Here is a 21832-nt window from a genome sequence, read left to right as displayed (position 1 = left end):
TAGATGCCCGTCAAAGCGGGCGATCTAGCGGGGTATCCAGGTGTCTGACACCCATGTGAGACGGGCTTCAGCGTGCATGGACGTGCCCTGGGTGTCAGACTCCACCCGACAACGCCGACAGCGCCGCGGCAGCCTAGTGCTTCATCGCGCCGTGGTTCATGCCGCCGTGGTCCATGCCGGGATTGTGCGAGGCCGGTTTGACCTTGAATTGCACGGCGACCTCGCCGGCTTTTTCGAACTTCAGCGTGGCCGGGACCGTGCCGCCTTCGGCGAACGGGGCCTTCAGCTTGATGAACATGACGTGGTAGCCGCCCGGGCTCAGCTTGACCTCGGTGTCGGCCGGCAAGGCGATGCCGCCTTCCACCTGGCGCATCTTCGACACACCATTCTCGGTCTGCACCGTATGCAGTTCAACGCGCTCGGCGGCGTCCGACGTGACGGACAGCAGGCGATCCTCGGCCTTGGCGTCGTTATCGATATCCATATACCCCGCGCCATTGGACTGGCCGGGCGCGGAAGCGCGCACCCAGAGATCGTCGACTTCGATCTGGCCAACCTTGTAGTCCTTCGCCCAAGCCGTACCGGCCGTGCACAGGCCCAAGGCGGCAATGACAGCGAACTTGCGGATGTTCATGGGTTGTTCTCCTAAGGGGTTAACGCCGCCGGACCAGGCTGCGGGCGGCTGACAGAACCGAAGCGGTCAGGGCTTCCATCGCTTCGGAGTTTACCCGCCAATGCTGCCAATACAGCGGCACATCCTCCCAGGCGCGCCCGCGAAGCAGCATCAGCTGACCTGCATCAAGGTGCTCCTGCACCAACGGCAGGGGATTCATGGTCCAGCCCAGCCCGCCCAGCGTGGCCTGCACGAACGCCCGCGTGGACGGCACCCACCAGACCGGCGGCTGCCAGGGCACGGGGTCCGAAATCTTATGCGCGAAACGGGCCTGCAGGGCGTCCTTGCGGTTGAACACCAGCACTGGCGCCTGCGCCAGCGTCTGCGCGTTCACGCCTTGCGAGAAGTGGCGCTTGTGGAACGCGGGCGTGCACGTCGCCACGTAACGCATGCTGCCCAGCGCGTGGATGCGGCAGCCCTGGACCGGCTCCGCCAGCGCGGTCACGGCGCCCAGGACCGATCCGTTGCGCAACAGGGCCGCGGTATGGTCCTGGTCTTCCGACTGCATGTCCAGCGTAGCCCGGGTGCGCGCCGAAAACTGCACGGCCGCGTCCACGAACCAGGTTTCCAGGCTGTCGTGATTGACCGCCACCGGAATGCTGGCGTAGGGCACGTCGTCGTCCGCCACCCCCAGCCGGTTGAGGGCGTCGTGCTCCAGCAGCGCCGTCTGCTCGGCCAGCCGGACCAACACCTGGCCATCGGAGGTGGCCACCGCCGGCACCGTGCGCTGCACCAGCAAGCGGCCCATCCGGTCTTCCAGGGCCTTGATCCGCTGCGACACGGCGGACGGCGTCACGTTAAGCGACAGCGCCGCCCGCTCGAAGCTGCCTTCCCGCACCACCGCAGCCAAGGCCCGCAGATTGCCATGATCCAATTTCATAAGATTAGCTTTGCTTAAGATAGTGAAGGAAAATTAGCTTTATTTCAGATCGACCGCAAGGGAAAATGGCTTGTTGCCGGAGCGCCCACAGCGCCCGGCGTTGTCATAAAAGCGCCGCCACAGGCGTTGCAGCACAGGTGCAGGTCATGTTCGCCACGTTGTCATCCCCCCTCTTTCTCACTGCCTGGGCCAGCGGAACGGCCACCGGGCTGGGCCTGTTCGCCGTCGTGGGCGCGCAGAGCGCGTTCATCCTGCGCCAGGGGCTGATGCGCGCGCATCTTCTCAGCGTGGTCGCGATCTGCGCGTTGATCGACGCCGTCTTCATCTTCGCCAGCGTCTCGGGCCTGCAAGCCCTGACTTCCTGGTTCCCCTGGCTCACCACCGCCGTGCTGTGGTTCGGGGTCGCCTTCCTGTCCTGGTACGCCGTGCAATCGGCCCGCCGCGCCTGGACCGCCACGGGCGGCTTGGCCGCCGCGCGCAACGTCGTCCCCTCGCGCCGCGCCGCCATGCTGGGCGCGCTGGGCTTCTCGCTGCTGAACCCGCACTTCTGGCTGGACATGGTGGTGGTCGGCTCGCTGGCGCATGGCTTCGAGGACGCCCGCATGGCATTCGCCGCCGGCGCGCTCACGGCCAGCCTGCTGTGGCTGGCCGTGCTTGGAATCGGCTCGCGCCTGTTCGCGCCATTCTTCGCCAGCGCTTCCGCGTGGCGAGTGCTGGACGGCGTCATCGCAGTGGTCATGGCCGCCCTGGCTGTCAGCCTGGCGCTGAAGGGCGTATGAACACATAGGCAAGGCGGCGTCGCGGACCTTTCCGCAGCCGCCCCCCGCCGCCCCTGCCGGAGTCCCGTCATCATCCGGCACCCCCGCGCACCTCCAGGCGAAGGCCGCGCAATCGCGCTGGCTGAACGGGTATCGGGTGGCGATCTCCCAGGTGCTCAGGCAGTACGGCGAAGGGCTGGAGCCGCCGTCCTTATAATCGGCCCTTAGCCACTATTTCGTCGGGCGCATCGCCGGCCCGCCAGACGATCATGCGCGGACCTTCCCCCAAAGACGTGCGCCTGCCGCCGCTCGCCGCCATCCAGGCGTTCGAGGCGGCCGCCCGCCTGGGCTCTTTCGAACGGGCCAGCGAAGAACTCTTCGTCACGGCCAGCGCCATCGGCAAGCGCATCGCGGCGCTGGAGGCCTTGCTGGACGTCTCCCTCTTCATCCGCAGCAGCCGGGGCGCGACACTCAGCTCGGCGGGGCGCGAATACCTGGAACAGGTGCGCACCGCGCTGGACCTGCTGTCCGACGCCTCGCTGCACAAGCGCCGCGAACCCAAGCCGGAACCGCTGCGCGTGGTTTCCACGCCGACCTTCGCCCGGCAGGTCCTCATCCCTTACCTGCCCAGCTTCACCGCCGCCCATCCCGGCGTGGAACTGGAGATCATGCTGTCCATCCCCTACCTGGACATCATGCCGCCGAACGCGGACGTCTGGATCCGTTTCGGCAGCGGCAAGTACCCCGGACTGCACACCCGCCCTCTCACTTGCGATCCGGCGTTCGCGGTCTGCGCGCCCGGCTACCGGGACGCGCACGGCCCCTTCCGCCGGCCCGCGGACCTGGCGCGGGCGCAACTGTTGCGCTGCCCGATGGAACCCTGGCGGCCCTGGCTGGACGCGGCCGGACTGGACTGGCCCGAACCGTCTCGCGGCGTATGGCTGGTCGACCTGGGCATGATGCTGGACGCCGCGCGCGCGGGCCAGGGCATCGCGCTCACGCGCCGCACCCTGGCCGCCGAGTGGCTCGACGAAGGCAAGCTGGTGCGCGTGCTGGACATCGAGGTTCCTGGCGAATCCCAGTATTACCTGTGCACCGAAACGTCGCGCCCGCCCGGCGGCGCGCGCCAAGCGTTTTCCCTATGGCTGGAAGAGGTGTGCAAACAGGCCGCCCAATGGCCACGCGGGCTGCGGACCGGCCAGGAATAAATTTCCAGCCAGGGGCGGAATGAAATTCCGCGCAACCCTCCGCCGCGCTGGCTAGGATGCGCCAACGCAGCTGTCCCAGCGCCCTCCATCGCACGCCCTTCCCTTCGTTCCATCCCATGCTGCGTCGCAGCGCATGACCGGGAGCCCGTGCATCCGTACTAGGTATTTACGCGGAAAAACCCCGCCGGGTCAGATTCGCGTAAGCGATTGGGCAGACAGTCACGACACGCAACACAGGAGAGCGCCGCGACATCGTGGCGCAGGCATTTGGTTTTCCACGCAGTTCTACCAATTACAACGGAGACATTCATGGATTTTCGTTTGAAGCTGCTAGCAGGAACCCTCGCATTTGCCGCAATGGCCGCAAGCCACGCAGCCGATCCGATCAAGATCGGCGTCGCCGGCCCCTACACCGGAGGTTCGTCCTCCATGGGCGTCAGCATGCGTGACGGCGTGCGCCTGGCCATCGAAGAAATCAACAAGAACGGCGGCGTGCTGGGCCGGCAGCTGATCGCGGTGGAACGCGACGACGAAGCCAAGAACGAACGCGGCGTGCAGATCGCCCAGGAGCTGATCAACAAGGAACAGGTGGCGGCCACCGTCGGCTACATCAACACCGGCGTGGCGCTGGCCTCGCAGCGCTTCTACCAGGACGCCAAGATCCCGGTGTTCAATAACGTCGCCACCGGCAGCGTCATCACGCACCAGTTCAAGGCGCCCGAGTATCCGGACAACTACGTGTTCCGCAACGCGGCCCACGACAGCATCCAGGCGCCGATGATCGTCGAGGAAGCCATCACCCGCCGCGGCTACAAGCAGGTCGCGATCCTGGCCGACTCCACCAACTATGGCCAACTGGGCCGCGAAGACCTGGAAAAGGCGCTCGCGACCAAGGGCATCAAGCCCGTGGCGGTTGAAAAATTCAACATCAAGGACGTCGACATGACGGCCCAGCTGCTGAAGGCCAAGTCGGCCGGCGCCGAAGCGGTGCTGACCTACGGCATCGGCCCCGAACTGGCGCAGATCGCCAACGGCATGGCCAAGCTGGGCTGGAAGGTGCCGATCGTCGGCAGCTGGACCCTGGCCATGGCGAACTACATCGACAACTCCGGCACCAACGGCGAAGGCGCGCGCATGCCGCAAACCTTCATCCAGGATCCGGACACGCCCAAGCGCAAGGCCTTCATCGACGCCTACCTGGCCAAGTTCAAGCCCAAGAACGACCGCATCGACTCGGCCGTATCGGCGGCCCAGGGCTATGACTCGATCCTGCTGCTGGCGGCCGCCATCAAGCAGGCCGACTCGACCGACGGCCCGAAGGTCCGCGCGGCGCTGGAAAACCTGCAAACGCCCGTGGAAGGCGTGGTGATGACCTACAACAAGCCGTTCAGCCACGACAACCACGACGCGATCACCGCCAAGGAAGTGGTCATCGGCGAAGTCAAGGGCGGCCGCGTCATCAAGGCCAACTAGAAAAGCGTCTCCCCGGAAGCGCCTACGGCGCTTCCCCCCCAAGGGGTCCGCCGCAGCGGACCGGCATAGCCGGCTCCGCGCGGCCCGGACCGGGGCGGCCTTGCCGGACCGTGGCGCTTCGCCCTGGACAACTAAACACCGCGTTCTACCCACGCAGCCTGGACCGCAACGCCGGCGCTGCGCACATACACCATGATTCTTCTACAGCTCATCTATAGCGGCATCGCGCTGGGCATGATCTATGCCGTCATCGCGTTCGGATACCAGCTCACCTTCGCCACGTCGGGCACGCTGAACTTCGGCCAGGGCGAAGCCTTGATGCTCGGCGCGCTCGTCGGCCTCACGCTGGTCGGCCTGGGCGTGAACTACTGGGTAATGATCCCCATCGTCTGCATCTTCGGCTTCGCGCAGGGCGCGCTGGTCGAGCGGGTCGGCGTCAGGCCCGCCATCAAGGCACGATCGGAATTCGGCTGGATCATGGCCACCATCGCGCTGGGCATCATCTTCAAGAACGTGGCCGAGAACATCTGGGGCCGCGACGACCTGCGCTTCCCCTCGCCGCTGCCCGAGGCCCCGATCCAGGTGCTGGGCGCCAACGTTCTGCCGATGGAGCTGCTGGTGGTCTTCGGCGCGCTGGCCATGATGCTGCTGGTCGAGCTATTCAACCGCAAATCCATCTACGGCAAGGCCTTCGTCGCCACCTCGAACGACCGCGACGCCGCCGGCCTCATGGGCATCAACACCGGCATGGTGATCACGTTTTCATACGCCCTGTCGTCGCTGATGGCCGCATTCGCGGGCGTGCTGGTGGCGCCGCTGACGCTGACCGGCGCCACCATGGGCGCCGTGCTGGGCCTGAAGGCCTTCGCGGTCGCCATCATCGGCGGCCTGTCCAGCGGCATGGGCGTGGTGGTGGGCGGCCTGATCCTGGGCATCGCCGAAACGACCACCGGCTTCTATCTTTCCACGGGATACAAAGACGTGCCTGGACTGGTCCTGCTGCTGCTCGTCCTGACCTTCAAACCCGCCGGCCTGTTCGGCAAGACCGCGATCAAGAAGGTGTGACGATGAAACCCCTGCACCTCCTGCTTTCCATCGTGGCCGTGGCCTGCCTGGCCGCCGTGCCGCTGGGCGTCACCAACACGTACTACCTCCACCTGATCGAAACGATCATGATCTACGCGATCCTGCTGTTCGGGCTCGACATCGTGGTGGGCTACACCGGCCAGGTATCGCTGGGCCACGCCGGCCTGTTCGGCATCGGCTCGTATGTGGCCGGCGTGCTGTTCTTCCATCTGCAGATGCCCATCTGGGTCATCCTTCCGGCCGCCATCCTGATCGCGGCGGTCTTCGGCGCGGTGCTGGCGCTGCCCGCGCTGCGGGTCACCGGACCGTACCTGGCCATGGTGACGCTGGCGTTCGGCACCATCATCCAGATCCTGATCAACGAGATGACCTTCCTTACCGAAGGTCCCATGGGCATCAAGATCTCCAAGCCGGCCATCGCCGGGCATATCCTGACCAAGAGCGAGTACTTCTGGCTGGTGGCCGCGCTGCTGGTGCTTTCGCTGATCGTCGTGCACCGCATCCTGAAGTCTCACCTGGGCCGCTCGTTCGAAGCCCTGCGCGACAGCCCGATCGCTTCGGACTGCATGGGCGTGTCGGTATACCGGCACAAGGTGTTCGCCTTCGTGATCAGTGCCGGCTTCGCCGGCCTGGCGGGCGCGCTGTATTCGTACTCGGAACAGTACATCTCGCCCAATACCTACAACTTCGAACTGACCATCCTGTTCCTGCTGGCCATCATCATGGGCGGCCGCAAGAGCCGCACCGGCGCGCTGCTGGGCGCCTCCATCATCGTGCTGCTGCCCAAGATGCTGGACGACATCTCGACCTTCCGCCTGATCGCGCTGGGCGTGGCCATCCTGGTCACGGCCGGCAGCGCCGTCGCGGTCTCCAAGGGCCGCGCCGAGCCGCGCCGCGTGGCGGTGCCCGTGATCGGCACCATCGTCCTGACGGTCTTCGCGTACTGGCTCGACGCCGTCACCGACTGGCGCCTGACGATCTTCGGCGTCATGATCCTCTTCGTCGTGTACTACCTGCCCGATGGCATCGTGGGCTTCGTGCGCAACCTGTTCTTCTCGGGCCGCCGCAGCGCGCTCACGGTCAAGTCTGACCTGGTGAAGGCGGAAGACGCGGTGCCCGACGCGGCCAAGGGCAAGGACGAGACCCTGCTCGCGGTCAAGGGCGTGCTGATGCAGTTCGGCGGCCTGAAGGCGCTGAACCAGGTCGACCTCACTGTGAAGCGCGGCACCATCCACGGCCTGATCGGACCGAACGGCTCGGGCAAGAGCACGATGATGAACGTGCTGACCGGCATCTACGTGCCGACCGCCGGCGGGGTGGAGTTCTCGGGCAAGTCGCTGGTGGGCCTGGCGCCCGCGGACATTGCCGAGGCAGGCGTCGCGCGCACCTTCCAGAACGTACAGCTCTTTGGCGAAATGACCGCGCTGGAGAACGTGCTGGTCGGCCTGCACCATACCTTCACCACCGGACTGGCCGGCATCGCGCTGCGCACGGCGAAGTGGAAGGGCGAGGAACAGGGCGCCCGCGCACGCGCCATGGCGCTGCTGGAGTTCGTCGGCCTGGAATCGCTGGCCAGCGAAGAAGCCCGCAACCTGCCCTATGGCAAGCAGCGCCTGCTGGAAATCGCGCGCGCCCTGGCCCTGGACCCGCAACTGCTGCTGCTGGACGAACCCGCCGCCGGCCTGACGGCGCCCGACATCGTCGAGCTGCTGGCCATCATCCGCAAGGTGCGCGACCATGGCATCACGCTGATTCTCATCGAGCACCATATGGACGTGGTGATGGGAGTCTGCGACACCGTGTCGGTGCTGGACTTCGGCCAGAAGATCGCCGAGGGCCTGCCCAACGAAGTGCAAAGCAACGCCAAGGTCATCGAGGCGTATCTGGGCGGCGCGCCCGCCTGACGCCAAGGGGACGACAACATGCTATCGATCAAGAATCTGGAAGCGGGCTACGGCAAGGTGAAGGTGCTGCACGGCATCAGCATGGACGTGCCCAAGGCAAAGGTAGTGACGCTGATCGGCTCCAACGGCGCCGGCAAGACGACCACGATGCGGGCGCTGTCCGGAATGATCCGCCCCACCGCCGGCGAGATCACGCTGGGCGGCAGGCGTATCGACGGACTCGAGTCCCACCGCATCGCGCGACTGGGGCTGGCGCATTCGCCCGAGGGCCGCAGGGTGTTTCCGACCCTGTCGGTGACCGACAACCTGCTGCTGGGCGCATTTCCCCGCCTGACGGGCAGCCGGCCCAAGGGCGATGTGCAGGCCGACCTGAGCCGCGCCATGGACCTGTTCCCGCGGCTGAAGGAGCGCCGCGACCAGCTGGCCGGCACGCTGTCCGGCGGCGAGCAGCAGATGCTGGCCATGGCGCGTGCCGTGATGCTGAATCCCGAACTGGTGCTGCTGGACGAACCCTCCATGGGCCTGGCGCCGATTCTGGTGGAAGAAGTGTTCCGGATCATCGCCCGCCTCAAGGACGAGGGAGTCACGATGCTGCTGGTGGAGCAGTTCGCCGCCGCGGCGCTGAACGTAGCGGACTATGGATACGTGCTGGAGAATGGCCGGATTTCCGTGCACGGGAGCGCGGACAAGCTGAAGCATGACCCGGCCGTGGTGGCGGCCTATCTGGGCGGATCCCACTGAAGGCGTCCGATGGGGAAGTAGTGCCTGACACCCGTACGAGACGCGCTCCATCCTGCCCCGGCGCCTCCCGGGTGTCTGACACCGATGCGTTCATGCTTTCGTTGGTGTCAGACACCCGGGAAGCTCCGCTTCAGCCGGACGGCCGTCTCGTACGGGTGTCAGACACTTACCACCGGGGTGTCAGACACTTGCCGCAGGCGCTTGCGACGGGCATCCCCGCCGCAGCGCCCGCTCAGACTATCGTCAGCGTCACATCGATGTTGCCGCGCGTGGCGTTCGAGTACGGGCAGACGATATGCGCCGCCGCCACCAGCTTCTCGGCCTCCGCCCGGTCCATGCCCGGCAGGGAGATCTTCAACTCTACCTCGATCCCGAACCCGGTGGGGATGGGGCCGATGCCCACGGCGCCGTCGATCGTCGCGTCCGGCGGCATCGCGATCTTGTCGCGGCCTGCCACGAACTTCATGGCGCCCATGAAGCAAGCCGAATAGCCCACCGCGAACAGCTGCTCGGGATTGGTGCCGGCCGCGCCGGCGCCGCCCAATTCCTTGGGTGTGGTCAGTTTGACGTTCAGGTTGCCGTCGTCGGAGGCCCCCGTGCCTTCACGGCCGCCGGTGACATGCGCATGGGCGCGGTACAGCACTTTTTCGATAGACATGATGCGTTTCCTTGTGAAAGATGAAAGGGGACTGCCTGGCCTGGCGGGAAAATCCCCGTTTCGGCCTTACCAAAAAAATAGCACACAATTATATAGCGCACTATTTAAATGACCGGACGATGGCAAGCGCCAGCGTCCGCCTCAAAGACTGTCGACCAGCTTCTCCCGCAACGCGTGCAGGGCCTTCATGGTGTCCTGCGCCTCGTCCAGCGTGCATTGCGCCGCCGCAGAGACGGCCTGGGGCACCGCCAGCGCCTTGTCGCGCAGATCGCGGCCTTCCCGGGTCAAGGCCACGATCACCTGGCGCTCGTCGTCCTGGGCGCGCTGCCGGCTCACCAGGCCCGCGGCTTCCAGCCGCTTGAGCAACGGCGTGAGCGTGGCCGAATCCAGGAACAGGCGCTCGCCGATATCCGTCACCGTGATTCCGTCGCCTTCCCAGAGCACCAGCATCACCAGATACTGCGGATAGGTCAAGTCCAGATCGCGCAGCAGCTTGCGGTACACCTTGTTCATCGCCAGAGAGGTCGAGTACAGGGCGAAGCACAGCTGGCTGTCCAGCAGCAGCGGGTTGAATCCGCTTTTGGGTTTGGATCTGGATTTCATTGCGCAATATTAAATAGTGCACTATTTATCGTCAAGCGCTTTTTTTCGAGGCTGGCCTGCCTAGGAGCCTGCCTGCTCCGCCTCCGCCGCGCCGCGGTCCGACCCGTATTGCTTCAGCCCGTCCAGATCCAGCACCCGGACCGCGCCGTATTCCACATTCAGCAAGCCGGCCTCTTCCAGCTTGCGCAGCGCCTGGTTGGCGCGTTGGCGGGACACCCGGGCCAGATAGCCTACTTCTTCCTGGGTAATCGTCAGGCGCATCCCCATGCCGGGATACAGCAAAGGATTGAACAGCTCGGCCAGGCAGCGGGCCACGCGCGCGTCCGGGTCCAGCAGGCGGTCGTACTCCGCCTTGCCGATGAACTGCGCGACGCGCTCGTTCAATTGGTGCAGCAGATAGCGGTTGAACGGGATGCTGGTGTCGAGCAACCAGTCGAAAGTGGCGCCGGGCAGCCGCGCCACCACCGAGTCCCGCAATGCAACGATGTCGTATTTGCGGACCTCGCGCTTGAGCAGCGACCCTTCGCCGATCCATCCGCCCGCGGGAACGCCCGTCAGCGACGCCACCTTGCCTTCGGCATTGCCCACCGACACCTTGACGAGCCCGGCCAGCACCCCGATCCAAGCCTGTGCGAGTTCGCCTTTGCGCTCTATGATCGACCCGGCGGCAACCTGCTGCACGGTAAGGTCCCGCTCGACGCGCGCTTGCTGTTCGCGGTCGAGCACGCGAAACCAGGCCGCGGCAAGTTGCAGGGAATCGGATAGCTGCATCGGGAATACCCTAAAAGGTCCTTGAATGTCGCGATGGTGACAGTTGGTAGCAACCCAACCTTATACCTTAACTCCTGCCGTAAATCTAAAACCAACTGGTCAAGCACCTCATCGCCATTGCCGCCCGCGCGGACTCCTGGCCCGATGCGCCCAAACCGGAGGAGACAACGTGGCACATACACCGCCCGCATCCGCACGGATGCCGGCGGCGTCGGATACCTTTCCGGCGCTGCTGTTCACGCATGCCAAGGTTCGTGGGTCGCGGCCCGCGATACGCGAGAAAGACCTGGGGATCTGGCAAACCCTTACGTGGTCGGAAGTGGCGGAGCATGTCCGCCACGTCGCCCACGGCCTCGCCGCGCTGGGCATCCTGCCCGGCATGCACGTGGCCGTCGTCGGCGAAAACCGTCCCCGCCTGTACATGGCCATGATGGCCGCGCAATCGCTGGGCGCGATTCCCGTACCGCTCTACCAGGACGCCGTCGCCCAGGAAATGGTCTACGTGCTGCAGGACGCCGAGATCAGCGTGGCCATCGTCGAAGACCAGGAGCAGGTCGACAAGATGCTCGAGATCCGCGAACAGTGCCCCGCCATGAAGAGCGTGGTGTTCGACGATCCGCGCGGTCTGCGCCACTACACCGACGCGATGCTGATGTCCTATGAAAAGCTGGAAGCCCTGGGCGCCGACTATGCCGCCCAGCATCCCGGCTTCCTGGATGCCGCCATCGCGGCCGTGCAGCCGCATGACCCGGCCGCCATGTTCTACACCTCCGGCACGACCGGCAAGCCCAAGGGAGTCGTGCTGACTCACCATGCGCTGATCGACCGCGCGCGCGCCGTGTCCGAACTGGAAAAGCTGACCGATCAGGAAGACGTGCTGGCCTACCTGCCGCCCGCCTGGATCGGCCAGAACATGTTCTCGTACACGCAGCTGCTGGTCACCGGCTTCACGGTGAACCATCCCGAATCGCCCGACACCGTGGCGATCGATATGCGCGACATCGGCCCCACTTATTACTTCGCGCCGCCGCGCGTGCTGGAAGGCCTGCTGACCCACGTGATGATCCGCATGGAAGACGCCGGGTTCATCAAGCGCAAGCTCTTCGCGCGCTGCATGAAGCTGGCGCGACGCGTCGGCACGCGGATCCTGGACGGCGAGCCCGTCGGCGCCTGGGACCGCCTGCGCTACGCGCTGGGCAACGCGCTGATCTACGGCCCGCTGCGCAATGCGCTGGGCATGAGCCGCGTGCGCGTGGCCTATACGGCGGGCGAGGCCATCGGGCCCGACCTGTTCGTGTTCTACCGCTCGATCGGCATCAACCTGAAGCAGCTCTACGGTTCCACCGAAACCTCCGTGTTCGTCTGCGTGCAGCCGGACGGCCAGGTGCGCGACGACACCGTGGGCCCGCCCGTCCAGGGAGTGGAGATCCGCGTGGCCGACAACGGGGAAATCCTGGTCAAGAGCCCCGGCCTGTTCAAGGAGTACTACCGCAACCCCGAAGCGACGGCCGAGGCGCGCAGCGCCGATGGCTGGTTCCATACCGGCGACGCAGGCTATCTCGACACCGACGGCCAGCTGAAGATCATCGACCGCGCCAAGGACGTGGGCAAGCTCGCCAACGGCAGCCTGTTCGCGCCGAAGTACATCGAGAACAAGCTCAAGTTCTTCCAGCACATCAAGGAAGCAGTCGCTTTCGGCGCCAACCGCGACGACGTGTGCGCTTTCATCAACATCGACCTGGAAGCCGTGGGCAACTGGGCCGAACGCCGCGGCATGCCCTACGCGGGCTATACCGACCTGGCATCCAAGGACGAGGTCTACCAGCTGATCGCGGAATGCGTGGAGCAGGTCAATGCCGACCTGGCCACCGACCCCAAGCTGTCCGCCTCACAGGTCAGCCGCTTCCTCATCCTGCACAAGGAACTCGATCCCGACGACGACGAGCTGACCCGCACGCGCAAGGTGCGCCGCGCCTTCATCGCGCAGAAGTACGGCGTGCTCATCGACGCCCTCTATGGCGACAAGCAATCGCAGTTCATCGAGACCGAAGTGAAATTCGAAGACGGACGCACCGGCAAGATCTCGGCGGACCTGAAGATCCGCCCGGTAAAGACGTTTCCCGCCATCACCGCCAAAGCCGCGTAGAGATCATGAGCCCCAACGACCGCGACCAGCGCATCGGCGACGTCATGCTGGACATGCAGAACATTTCCCTGTCCTTCGGCGGCGTGAAAGCGCTGACTGACATCTCCTTCAACGTGCGCGAACACGAAATCCGCGCCATCATCGGCCCCAACGGCGCGGGCAAGAGCTCGATGCTCAACGTCATCAACGGGGTCTACACGCCCCAGGAAGGCGCAATCGCATTCCGCGGCGAGCGCTTCTCGCGCATGAATCCGCGCCGCGCCGCGGAAATGGGCATCGCCCGCACGTTCCAGAACCTGGCGCTGTTCAAGGGCATGAGCGTGCTGGACAACATCATGACCGGCCGCAACCTGCGCATGAAGTGCGGGCTGCTGTCCCAGGCGTTCCGGATGGGCCGGGCCGAGCGCGAAGAGATCCAGCACCGCGAGTTCGTCGAGAACATCATCGACTTCCTGGAGATCCAGGCGCATCGCAAGACGCCGGTGGGCCGCCTGCCCTATGGCCTGCAAAAGCGCGTCGACCTGGGCCGCGCGCTGGCGATGGAACCGCGCCTGCTGCTGCTGGACGAGCCGATGGCCGGCATGAACATCGAGGAAAAGCAGGACATGAGCCGCTTCATCCTGGATGTGAATGACGAATTCGGAACCACCATCGTGCTGATCGAGCACGACATGGGCGTGGTCATGGACATCTCCGACCGCGTCGTGGTGCTGGACTACGGCAAGAAGATCGGCGACGGCAAACCGGACGAAGTCCGCGCGAATGAAGACGTCGTAAAAGCCTATCTAGGCGTGTCGCACTAAGGCGGACAGACATGGGATTTTTTCTAGAGACCTTATTCGGCGGCCTGATGAGCGGCATGCTGTACGCCCTGATCGGATTGGGCTTCGTGCTGATCTTCAAGGCATCCGGCGTCTTCAACTTCGCGCAGGGCGCGATGGTGCTGGTAGCCGCGCTTTCCATGGCGCGCTTCTCGGAGTGGCTGCCGCGCTGGCTTGGCTTCGACAACATGATCCTGGCCAATGTGCTGGCGTTCATCGTCAGCGCGGCCGTGATGTTCCTGCTGGCGGTCGCCATCGAGCGCTTCGTGCTGCGCCATCTGGTCAACCAGGAAGCCACCACCCTGCTGATGGCCACGCTGGGCATCAGCTATTTTCTCGACGGCCTGGGCCAGATCACCTTCGGCAGCTCGGTGTACTCCATCAACGTCGGCATGCCCAAGGATCCCATGATCATCCTGGAATCCGTCTTCGAGGGCGGGCTCCTGATCAACCTGGAGGACCTGACCGCCGCCGTCATCGCTGCCCTGCTGGTGGCGGCCCTGGCCATCTTCTTCCAGTACACCTCGACCGGCCGCGCCCTGCGCGCGGTGGCCGACGACCACCAGGCCGCGCAATCCATCGGCATTCCGCTCAACCGGATCTGGGTGATCGTCTGGAGCGTGGCGGGCCTGGTAGCGCTGGTGGCCGGCATTATCTGGGGGTCGAAGTTCGGCGTGCAGTTCACGCTCTCCACCGCGGCGCTGCGGGCGCTGCCGGTGGTGATCCTGGGCGGCCTGACGTCGGTGCCGGGCGCCATCCTGGGCGGCCTGATCATCGGCGTCGGGGAAAAGCTGTCCGAGGTCTACCTGGGGTCGCTCGTGGGCGGCGGTATCGAAATCTGGTTCGCCTATGTGCTGGCGCTGGTGTTCCTGCTGTTCCGTCCGCAAGGGCTGTTCGGCGAGAAGATCATCGATCGCGTGTAGGCAGACAGGATCTCTAGGATAAGAAAATGTTCTATCGCGAAAACGGCCAATTCAAGACCACCTATCGCGCCGACCAGCAGATCTTCCCGATCCGCCAGGACCGCATCTTCATCTGGCTGCTGCTGGCGGTGGCGTTCATCGCCATCCCGGCGCTGGCCAGCGACTACCTGCTGCGGGCCATCCTGATCCCGTTCCTGATCCTGGCGCTGGCCGCCGTGGGCCTGAACATCCTGGTGGGCTATTGCGGCCAGATCTCGCTGGGCACGGGCGCCTTCATGGCCGTCGGCGCCTACGCGGCGTGGAATTTCGGCGTGCGCTTCCCCGGCATGCCGTTGGTCGTCCAGATCCTGCTGGGCGGCTTTTTCGCCACGATCGTCGGCGTGATCTTCGGCATACCTAGCCTGCGCATCCGGGGCCTGTATCTGGCGGTGGCGACGCTGGCCGCGCAGTTCTTCGTGGACTGGGCGTTCCTGCGCATTCCCTTTTTCACGAACTACTCCTCGTCCGGCAACGTGTCGGTGCCGCCGCTGACCGCGTTCGGCCTGCCCGTCCAGAGCGCCATGGAGAAGTACCTGTTCGTGCTGATCCTGGTTGTGGTGTTCAGCCTCCTGGCCAAGAACCTGGTGCGCGGAGCCATCGGCCGCCAGTGGATGGCCATACGCGACATGGACGTGGCGGCCTCCGTGATCGGCATCCGTCCCATGTACGCCAAGCTTACGGCGTTCGCGGTCAGTTCGTTCATCGTCGGCGTTGCCGGTGCCCTGTGGGGCTACATCCACCTGGGCTCCTGGGAGCCGCTGGCCTTCGACCTGGGGCGCTCGTTCCAGCTCCTGTTCATGGTGATCATCGGCGGGCTGGGATCGATCATCGGCAGCTTCTTCGGCGCGGCGTTCATCGTGCTGGTGCCCGTGGCGCTGACCAACGTTCCGCACATGCTGGGCCTGTCGCTGTCGGTGGACACCGCGGCGCACGTGGAGCACATGGTCTTCGGGGCGCTGATCGTCTTTTTCCTGATCGCCGAGCCGCATGGGCTGGCGCGGTTGTGGAGCATCGGCAAGGAGAAACTCCGCATCTGGCCCTTCCCGCATTAAGTGGGGTTCACCCCCGCAGCGCCTGCGGCGCTTCCCCCTCAAGGGGGGCCCGCCTAGGGGGCGCCGCAGGGGACCGGCGGAGCCGGATCCGCCGCGGCCCGGATCGAGTGGCAGCTGTTTTGCTTGACGAACGTTGCTGGAACATGTGCTGTACGGCGTTGCATTGCTTCTGTATTGAACATCGCCTGGCGCGGCGGCATGAGCGCCGCGCCAGGCATCCTGAATACCCGGCTCAAGACCGGGCCAACCCCGGTGTCCGAGGGTTTATGACCCAAACACCACGCAGGAGGTAAATGGAGATGAAGCGTCTTAACCTGAAGTTGGCGGCAGCCCTGGTGGCCGCAGCAGGCGCCGTGGCCACGCCGGCGATGGCGGCCGAAGAGCAGTTCGTTCCGTTGCTGGTGTATCGCACCGGGTCCTTCGCCCCCTTGGGCATTCCCTGGGCCGACGGCAAGCTCGACTACCTGAAGCTGGTCAACGAACGCGATGGCGGCGTCAACGGCGTCAAGATCACGTATGAGGAATGCGAAACCGCCTACGCCACCGACCGCGGGGTGGAATGCTACGAGCGCCTGAAGGGCAAGGGCACCGGCGCGTCGGGCTTCGACACCCAGTCCACCGGCATCACCTTCGCCGTCAGCGACAAGGCCATGGTCGACAAGGTGCCGGTCGAAACGATGGGCTACGGCCTGTCCCAATCGGTCGACGGCAGCGTCTTCGAATGGAACTTCCCGCTGCTCGGCACGTACTGGACGGCGGCCGACGTGATGATCCAGGACATCGCCAAGAAGGAAGGCGGCATGGACAAGCTCAAGGGCAAGAAGATCGCCCTGGTCTACCATGATTCGCCTTACGGCAAAGAACCCATCCCGCTCCTGCAGAAGCGCGCGGCCAAGGAAGGCTTCGAGCTGCTGCTCTACCCCGTGACCGCCCCCGGCGTCGAACAGAAGTCCACCTGGCTGCAGATCCGCCAGGCGCGTCCGGCCTATGTGCTGCTGTGGAGCGCGGGCATCATGACGCCTACCGCCATCCGCGAGGCGCAGGCCAGCGGCTATCCGCGCGACAAGATGTACGCCATCTGGTGGGCCGGCTCCGAAGGCGACGTGAAGGACCTAGGCGACGTTGCCAAGGGCTACAACGCCATCACCATCCACAACAGCGGCGCCAACCATGACAAGGTCTACGACGACCTGAAGAAGTTCGTCTACGACAAGGGCCAGGGCTCGGACAAGACCGGCAACACCACGCTGGGCACCATCGCCCACACGCGGGGCATGATGATCTCCATGCTGCAGGTGGAGGCGATCCGCACCGCCCAGGAAAAATACGGCAAGGGCAAGGCGCTGACGCCGGAGCAGGTGCGCTGGGGCTTCGAGAACCTGAACCTGACCCAGGAGAAGCTGGACAAGCTGGGCTTTGGCCAGATCATGCGTCCGGTCAAGACATCTTGCAGCAACCACAAGGGCGATGACTGGGCCCGCATCGTGCAGTGGGACGGCTCGAAGTTCAAGGTCTCATCCGACTGGTACCAGGCCGATCCCGCCATCCTCGATCCCATGGTCAAGGAAGCCGCGGCCAAGTACGCCAAGGAAAAGAACATCACGCCTCGAAAGTGTGAGTAACCCCCCGAAGCACCTGCGGCGCCTCCCCTCAAGGGGGCGCCGCGCGCGGACCGGCAAAGCCGGCTCCGCGGCGGCCCCGCTTTAGCCGCGCCAGCTGCATGCGGCGCGGGTGCCGCAGATGCAGAGGATGTTGATACGAACCGGCTGCCGTCCCTTGGGACAGGCAGTCGCCACGCCGCAGGAACCTTTATGAACGACGCCAATATTGCTGCCCCGACAGACACCCCAAAGGTCCTGCTCGACGTGAACGGCATCGAGGTGATCTACAACCACGTCATCCTGGTGCTCAAGGGCGTATCCCTGCAAGTGCCGGAAGGCCGGATCGTGGCCCTGCTGGGCGCCAACGGCGCAGGCAAGACCACGACATTGCGCGCCATCTCGAACCTGCTCAAGGGCGAGCGCGGCGACGTCACCAAGGGCTATATCCAGTATCGCGACCAGCGCATCGAGAAGCTGTCGCCCGCCGAACTGGTCAAGCGCGGGGTGGTGCAAGTGATGGAAGGCCGCCATTGCTTCGCGCACCTGACCATCGAGGAAAACCTGCTGACCGGCGCCTATACGCGCAGCATGGGCCGCGGCGACACGACGGCGGCGCTGGAGCGGGTCTACCAGTATTTTCCGCGCCTGAAGCAGCGCCGCGCCAGCCAGGCCGGCTATACCTCCGGCGGCGAGCAGCAAATGACCGCCATCGGGCGCGCGCTGATGGCCGACCCCAACATGATCCTGCTGGACGAGCCGTCCATGGGGCTTGCTCCGCAGATCGTCGAGGAGATCTTCGAGATCGTGCGCGACCTGAATCAGCGCGAACGCGTCAGCTTCCTGCTCGCCGAGCAGAACACCAACATCGCCCTGCGCTATGCCGATTACGGCTACATCCTGGAAAACGGGCGGGTGATGATGGACGGCGCGGCCTCCGATCTCGCCGAGAACGAGGACGTGAAGGAGTTCTACCTGGGCATCTCCAGCGGCGAGCGCAAGAGTTTCCGCGACAACAAGTTCTACCGCCGCCGCAAACGCTGGCTGGCCTGATTCCTGGAGCGGCGAAGCCGGCGCGGTCCGGCCCGCCGCCGGCAACGACACCGCAGTACGGCACACGAGAGGGTGCGATCCCATGTCCGAGTTTTTCGATGTTCTGGAAACCCGCGCGCCCGAGCAGCGCGAGCGCGACCTGATGGCCGCCCTGCCCGGCGCGATCGCCCGGGCCGTTGCCCGGGCGCCGGCCATCGCCGAGCAGTTGCGCGGCATCGACCCCGCGACCATCACGTCGCGCGCAGCCCTGGCTCGCCTGCCCGTGCTGCGCAAGCACGAGCTGCTGGAGCGGCAGCAGCACAGCCGCGACGACCCGTCCGCGCCCGCGGGCCCGCGCAAGGCGTTCGGCGGCTTCTCCGCAATCGGCTGGGGCGAAGCGATGCGCGTCTTCGCATCGCCGGGCCCCATCTATGAGCCGGAAAGCGCGCGCGCCGACTACTGGCGCTTCGCCCGCGCCCTGCATGCGGCGGGATTCCGCGCCGGCGAGCTGGCCTATAACTGCTTTTCCTATCACTTCACGCCTGCCGGCTCCATGATGGAAACCGCGGCGCACGCCGTGGGCTGCACCGTGTTTCCCGGCGGCACCGGACAGACCGAACAACAAGTGCGCGCCATCCAGGATCTCGCGCCCAGCGGCTACACGGGCACGCCCAGCTTCCTCAAGATCATCCTGGAAAAAGCGGACGAACTGGGTGTCAGGCTGGATTCGCTGCGCCGCGCGCTGGTCTCCGGCGAGGCCTTCCCGCCCTCCCTGCGCGACTGGCTCGCCGCGCGCGGCATCGAGGGCTACCAGGCCTACGGCAGCGCCGACCTGGGCATGGTAGCCTTCGAAACGCCCGCCCGCGAAGGCTTGGTGCTGGGCGAGGACATCATTGTCGAAATCGTGCGCCCCGGCACCGGCGAACCCGTGCCGGACGGCGAAGTCGGCGAAGTCGTGGTCACCACGCTGAACCCTGACTACCCGCTGGTGCGTTTCGGCACCGGCGACCTGTCGGCCGTCATGCCCGGCCTCTCGCCCTGCGGACGCACCAACACCCGCATCAAGGGCTGGATGGGCCGCGCCGACCAGACCACCAAGGTGCGCGGCATGTTCGTGCATCCGTCGCAGGTCGCGGACGTGGCTCGCCGCCATCCCGAGATCCTGCGCGCGCGGCTGGTGATCAGCGGCAACACCGGATCGGACCGCATGGTGCTCAAGGTGGAAGCGCAGGCGCCCAACGAAGAACTCGGCAAGCGCATCGCGGAATCGGTGCGCGACGTGACCAAGCTGCGCAGCGACGTGGAATGGGTGGAGGCCGGCGGCCTGCCGAACGACGGCAAGGTCATCGACGACGTGCGCACCTACGAGTGAACGCAGCGGCCGCGCGGATTCACGCGGCCGCGATCAGCGCCATTACGCCTTTCGCAAGCATCGCCAGCGCCACCATCCCCGCGAACAACGCGAAGCTCTGCTGAAGGCGCCTGGGCGGGAACCGGTCGGCGACGGCGCGCCCCGCCAACATGCCCGCCACCGCGGCGGCCGTGAAAGGCGCCGCGATCCCCCAGTCCAGGTGTCCTCCCGCCGCCGCGGCAACCACGCCGCTGGCGGACACCAGCGCGATCACGGCCAGCGACGTGCCCACGATGGCCTGCATCGGCAGATCGGTCGCGCGGCGCAGCGCCGGGACGATGACGAAGCCGCCGCCCACACCCAGCAACCCCGACAGGAAGCCCGCAATCATGCCGGTGCCCGTCAGCGCGCGGGCGCAAGGCGCCGTCCACCGCAGCCGGCCGGTGCCGGCATTGAGCTGGCAGGGCGCCATGCGCGGGACGTCCACGGCGGCGGGCCGGGCGCCCTGGGCCCACATCCGCCACGCCACCATGCCCAGCACGCAGGCGAAGATGATGGCCAGCGGCGCGTTGGGCACCCGCCGCGCAGCCCACAGGCCCAACGGCGACACAATGATGCCGGTGATGGCCATGAAGCCGGCGGCCCGATAGCGCACCTGGCCCCGGCGCAGCCCCAGCACGGCCCCCAGCGCGGCGGACAACCCCACCGCCAGCAAGGCGATGGGCGCGGCCTGCGCCACCTGTAAATGCAGGCCGAAGACCAGCAAAGGGACGGCCATGATGGCGCCGCCCGCCCCCGTCAGCCCGAGAATCAGGCCGACGCATCCTCCCAGCGCCATGCTGGCCGCCCATACGGTAGCGATCATGCGTGAGCGCTCAATTGCCCAGCGGACGCGCCAGCCATTCCCGGCCCTTCAGCATGCCGTTCCAGTAGATCCACGGCAGCATCCTGGCCTTGAGGAACCAGGCGCTCTTGCGCGGCACCGTCGGATCCAGCGGAAAGGTCGGCAACAGCTTGCCGCCGTAGCCGAATTCCGCCAGCACGATACGGCCGCGCTCGACCGTCAGCGGGCAGGAGCCATAGCCGTCGTAGCTCACCGGCATGGCATGACCTTCGCGCAGCGCCAGCAGGTTTTCGGCCACGGTAACGATCTGCTTGCGCGCGGCGGCGGCGGTCTTGGCATTGGTCGTGCTGATGCCATCGCCCAGGCCGAAGACGTTGCCGTGGCGGACATGGCGCAGCGTGGCGGGATCCACCTCGCACCAGCCTGCGGCATCCGCAAGCGGACTGTTCTTCAGGAAGGCATGGGGAACCTGGGGCGGCACGGCATGCAGCATGTCGAAGGATTTCTCCACGCGCGCCACGGCGCCATCGGCGCCCTTCACATCGAACCATGCCTTGCGCGCCGCGCCATCGACCGCCACCAGCGCCGAATTGAAGGCCAGCCCGATGCCGTAGCTCTCGACATAGCGCATCAGCGGCGGCACGAAGGCCGGAACCCCGAAGAGCACCGCGCCGGCCACATCGAACTCCACGTCGACGCGGTCCAGCGCGCCCGTGCGCCGCCAATGATCGCAAGCCAGGTACATCGCCTTCTGCGGCGCGCCGGCGCACTTGATAGGCATGGCCGGCTGCGTGAACAGCGCCCGGCCGCCCTTCAAGCCGCGCACCAGCTCCCAGGTGTAGGGCGCCAGATCGTAACGGTAGTTGGACGTGACGCCGTGCCGGCCCAGCGTTTCGGCCAGCCCGTCGACCTGCTCCCACGCAAGGCGCAGCCCGGGGCTGACGATCAATTGCTGGTAGGTCACGGCGCGGCCGTCTTCCAGCAGGACACGGTCCGCCTCGGGTTCGAATCCCGCCGCCGCGGACTGCAGCCACGTGGCGCGCGGCGGCATGACCGCTCGGGTCGGGCGCACGGTCTTGGACACGTCGAAGGCGCCGCCGCCCACCAGGGTCCAGGCGGGCTGGTAGTAATGCCTGTCGCTGGGTTCGATGACCGCGATGCGCAGGTCCGGACGCCGGCGCAACAGGCTGGCGGTCACGCCGATGCCTGCCGCCCCGCCGCCCACCACAACCACGTCGAAATCGCGCTGGCCTTGTGCCATGGGCATGCTT

General features: G+C 65.9%; 20 protein-coding genes and 1 pseudogene. 14 read left to right on the top strand and 7 right to left on the bottom strand.

Features of this window, described 5'->3' with window-relative positions; genetic code table 11:
• Positions 1-133: 133 nt before the first annotated feature.
• Entirely contained in the window at positions 134-634 is a 501-nt protein-coding gene (locus JL37_RS00235) for a copper chaperone PCu(A)C (RefSeq protein WP_043541183.1), read from the bottom strand.
• A gap of 19 nt (positions 635-653) precedes the next feature.
• Positions 654-1553 (bottom strand): LysR family transcriptional regulator ArgP, encoded by a 900-nt coding sequence (locus JL37_RS00230; RefSeq protein WP_043541182.1) that lies wholly within the window; start codon positions 1551-1553, stop codon positions 654-656.
• A 146-nt stretch (positions 1554-1699) separates the two neighbouring features.
• On the opposite strand from JL37_RS00230, the gene JL37_RS00225 reads away from it, so the two are divergent.
• The 7 genes and pseudogenes from JL37_RS00225 (at position 1700) to JL37_RS00200 (ending at position 8723) form a co-directional block, all read left to right on the top strand.
• The gene (locus tag JL37_RS00225) at positions 1700-2332 is read left to right on the top strand and encodes a LysE/ArgO family amino acid transporter (protein WP_043541181.1); all 633 of its coding nucleotides are present in this window, start codon (positions 1700-1702) and stop codon (positions 2330-2332) included.
• 82 nt (positions 2333-2414) lie between these two features.
• Positions 2415-2528: pseudogene (locus JL37_RS30800) on the top strand (antibiotic biosynthesis monooxygenase); the annotation flags it as partial.
• A 52-nt stretch (positions 2529-2580) separates the two neighbouring features.
• Positions 2581-3519 (top strand): LysR substrate-binding domain-containing protein, encoded by a 939-nt coding sequence (locus JL37_RS00220; protein WP_043541180.1) that lies wholly within the window; start codon positions 2581-2583, stop codon positions 3517-3519.
• Positions 3520-3828: 309 nt separating this feature from the next.
• On the top strand, positions 3829-4992 hold the full coding sequence (locus JL37_RS00215; protein WP_043541179.1) for an ABC transporter substrate-binding protein: 1164 nt from the start codon (positions 3829-3831) through the stop codon (positions 4990-4992).
• A gap of 192 nt (positions 4993-5184) precedes the next feature.
• On the top strand, positions 5185-6057 hold the full coding sequence (locus JL37_RS00210) for a branched-chain amino acid ABC transporter permease (protein WP_043541178.1): 873 nt from the start codon (positions 5185-5187) through the stop codon (positions 6055-6057).
• A 2-nt stretch (positions 6058-6059) separates the two neighbouring features.
• On the top strand, positions 6060-7982 hold the full coding sequence (locus JL37_RS00205; protein ID WP_043541177.1) for a branched-chain amino acid ABC transporter ATP-binding protein/permease: 1923 nt from the start codon (positions 6060-6062) through the stop codon (positions 7980-7982).
• A gap of 18 nt (positions 7983-8000) precedes the next feature.
• Positions 8001-8723 (top strand): ABC transporter ATP-binding protein, encoded by a 723-nt coding sequence (locus tag JL37_RS00200; protein ID WP_043541176.1) that lies wholly within the window; start codon positions 8001-8003, stop codon positions 8721-8723.
• A 232-nt stretch (positions 8724-8955) separates the two neighbouring features.
• Here JL37_RS00200 and JL37_RS00195 read toward each other — a convergent pair whose 3' ends face one another.
• The 3 genes from JL37_RS00195 to JL37_RS00185 form a co-directional block, all read right to left on the bottom strand.
• Entirely contained in the window at positions 8956-9381 is a 426-nt protein-coding gene (locus JL37_RS00195; RefSeq protein WP_043541175.1) for an organic hydroperoxide resistance protein, read from the bottom strand.
• Between the two features lie 141 nt (positions 9382-9522).
• A complete protein-coding gene (locus JL37_RS00190; protein WP_043541173.1) occupies positions 9523-9984 on the bottom strand; it encodes a MarR family winged helix-turn-helix transcriptional regulator in 462 nt (153 codons plus the stop codon).
• 60 nt (positions 9985-10044) lie between these two features.
• Entirely contained in the window at positions 10045-10755 is a 711-nt protein-coding gene (locus JL37_RS00185) for a Crp/Fnr family transcriptional regulator (protein ID WP_043541171.1), read from the bottom strand.
• 169 nt (positions 10756-10924) lie between these two features.
• Here JL37_RS00185 and JL37_RS00180 point away from each other — a divergent pair, with 169 nt between their 5' ends.
• The 7 genes from JL37_RS00180 to JL37_RS00150 all read left to right on the top strand — a co-directional run bounded on the left by JL37_RS00180 (position 10925) and on the right by JL37_RS00150 (position 19738).
• Positions 10925-12901, top strand: a complete 1977-nt coding sequence (locus JL37_RS00180) for a long-chain fatty acid--CoA ligase (protein ID WP_043541170.1) — start codon at positions 10925-10927, stop codon at positions 12899-12901.
• Between the two features lie 5 nt (positions 12902-12906).
• Entirely contained in the window at positions 12907-13704 is a 798-nt protein-coding gene (locus JL37_RS00175) for an ABC transporter ATP-binding protein (RefSeq protein ID WP_043541169.1), read from the top strand.
• 11 nt (positions 13705-13715) lie between these two features.
• The gene (locus JL37_RS00170; protein ID WP_043541168.1) at positions 13716-14645 is read left to right on the top strand and encodes a branched-chain amino acid ABC transporter permease; all 930 of its coding nucleotides are present in this window, start codon (positions 13716-13718) and stop codon (positions 14643-14645) included.
• Positions 14646-14671: 26 nt separating this feature from the next.
• Positions 14672-15736 carry a branched-chain amino acid ABC transporter permease gene (locus JL37_RS00165; RefSeq protein ID WP_043541166.1) on the top strand — a complete coding sequence of 355 codons (1065 nt, stop codon included), beginning with the start codon at positions 14672-14674 and terminating at the stop codon, positions 15734-15736.
• Between the two features lie 293 nt (positions 15737-16029).
• Entirely contained in the window at positions 16030-17358 is a 1329-nt protein-coding gene (locus JL37_RS00160; RefSeq protein ID WP_081954934.1) for an ABC transporter substrate-binding protein, read from the top strand.
• Positions 17359-17547: 189 nt separating this feature from the next.
• Positions 17548-18387 carry an ABC transporter ATP-binding protein gene (locus tag JL37_RS00155; RefSeq protein WP_043541165.1) on the top strand — a complete coding sequence of 280 codons (840 nt, stop codon included), beginning with the start codon at positions 17548-17550 and terminating at the stop codon, positions 18385-18387.
• An 82-nt stretch (positions 18388-18469) separates the two neighbouring features.
• On the top strand, positions 18470-19738 hold the full coding sequence (locus JL37_RS00150; RefSeq protein WP_043541163.1) for a phenylacetate--CoA ligase family protein: 1269 nt from the start codon (positions 18470-18472) through the stop codon (positions 19736-19738).
• A gap of 19 nt (positions 19739-19757) precedes the next feature.
• Here JL37_RS00150 and JL37_RS00145 read toward each other — a convergent pair whose 3' ends face one another.
• Entirely contained in the window at positions 19758-20582 is an 825-nt protein-coding gene (locus JL37_RS00145; protein WP_043541161.1) for a sulfite exporter TauE/SafE family protein, read from the bottom strand.
• A 10-nt stretch (positions 20583-20592) separates the two neighbouring features.
• On the bottom strand, positions 20593-21828 hold the full coding sequence (locus JL37_RS00140) for an FAD/NAD(P)-binding oxidoreductase (protein ID WP_043541159.1): 1236 nt from the start codon (positions 21826-21828) through the stop codon (positions 20593-20595).
• Positions 21829-21832 lie beyond the last annotated feature (4 nt).

This window comes from Achromobacter sp. RTa (genome assembly GCF_000757485.1).
In the GTDB taxonomy this organism is placed as follows: domain Bacteria; phylum Pseudomonadota; class Gammaproteobacteria; order Burkholderiales; family Burkholderiaceae_B; genus Achromobacter.
The sequence above is the reverse complement of the archived record's forward strand: the minus strand, read 5'-3'. Positions and strand labels throughout refer to the sequence as shown.

Excerpts from the sequence above, each read along its gene's own strand:
- JL37_RS00235 (WP_043541183.1), bottom strand. The coding sequence starts at position 634 with ATGAACATCCGCAAGTTCGCTGTCATTGCCGCCTTGGGCCTGTGCACG.
- JL37_RS00230 (WP_043541182.1), bottom strand. The coding sequence starts at position 1,553 with ATGAAATTGGATCATGGCAATCTGCGGGCCTTGGCTGCGGTGGTGCGG.
- JL37_RS00225 (WP_043541181.1), top strand. The coding sequence starts at position 1,700 with ATGTTCGCCACGTTGTCATCCCCCCTCTTTCTCACTGCCTGGGCCAGC.
- JL37_RS00220 (WP_043541180.1), top strand. The coding sequence starts at position 2,581 with ATGCGCGGACCTTCCCCCAAAGACGTGCGCCTGCCGCCGCTCGCCGCC.
- JL37_RS00215 (WP_043541179.1), top strand. The coding sequence starts at position 3,829 with ATGGATTTTCGTTTGAAGCTGCTAGCAGGAACCCTCGCATTTGCCGCA.
- JL37_RS00210 (WP_043541178.1), top strand. The coding sequence starts at position 5,185 with ATGATTCTTCTACAGCTCATCTATAGCGGCATCGCGCTGGGCATGATC.
- JL37_RS00205 (WP_043541177.1), top strand. The coding sequence starts at position 6,060 with ATGAAACCCCTGCACCTCCTGCTTTCCATCGTGGCCGTGGCCTGCCTG.
- JL37_RS00200 (WP_043541176.1), top strand. The coding sequence starts at position 8,001 with ATGCTATCGATCAAGAATCTGGAAGCGGGCTACGGCAAGGTGAAGGTG.
- JL37_RS00195 (WP_043541175.1), bottom strand. The coding sequence starts at position 9,381 with ATGTCTATCGAAAAAGTGCTGTACCGCGCCCATGCGCATGTCACCGGC.
- JL37_RS00190 (WP_043541173.1), bottom strand. The coding sequence starts at position 9,984 with ATGAAATCCAGATCCAAACCCAAAAGCGGATTCAACCCGCTGCTGCTG.
- JL37_RS00185 (WP_043541171.1), bottom strand. The coding sequence starts at position 10,755 with ATGCAGCTATCCGATTCCCTGCAACTTGCCGCGGCCTGGTTTCGCGTG.
- JL37_RS00175 (WP_043541169.1), top strand. The coding sequence starts at position 12,907 with ATGAGCCCCAACGACCGCGACCAGCGCATCGGCGACGTCATGCTGGAC.
- JL37_RS00170 (WP_043541168.1), top strand. The coding sequence starts at position 13,716 with ATGGGATTTTTTCTAGAGACCTTATTCGGCGGCCTGATGAGCGGCATG.
- JL37_RS00165 (WP_043541166.1), top strand. The coding sequence starts at position 14,672 with ATGTTCTATCGCGAAAACGGCCAATTCAAGACCACCTATCGCGCCGAC.
- JL37_RS00160 (WP_081954934.1), top strand. The coding sequence starts at position 16,030 with ATGGAGATGAAGCGTCTTAACCTGAAGTTGGCGGCAGCCCTGGTGGCC.
- JL37_RS00155 (WP_043541165.1), top strand. The coding sequence starts at position 17,548 with ATGAACGACGCCAATATTGCTGCCCCGACAGACACCCCAAAGGTCCTG.
- JL37_RS00150 (WP_043541163.1), top strand. The coding sequence starts at position 18,470 with ATGTCCGAGTTTTTCGATGTTCTGGAAACCCGCGCGCCCGAGCAGCGC.
- JL37_RS00145 (WP_043541161.1), bottom strand. The coding sequence starts at position 20,582 with ATGATCGCTACCGTATGGGCGGCCAGCATGGCGCTGGGAGGATGCGTC.
- JL37_RS00140 (WP_043541159.1), bottom strand. The coding sequence starts at position 21,828 with ATGCCCATGGCACAAGGCCAGCGCGATTTCGACGTGGTTGTGGTGGGC.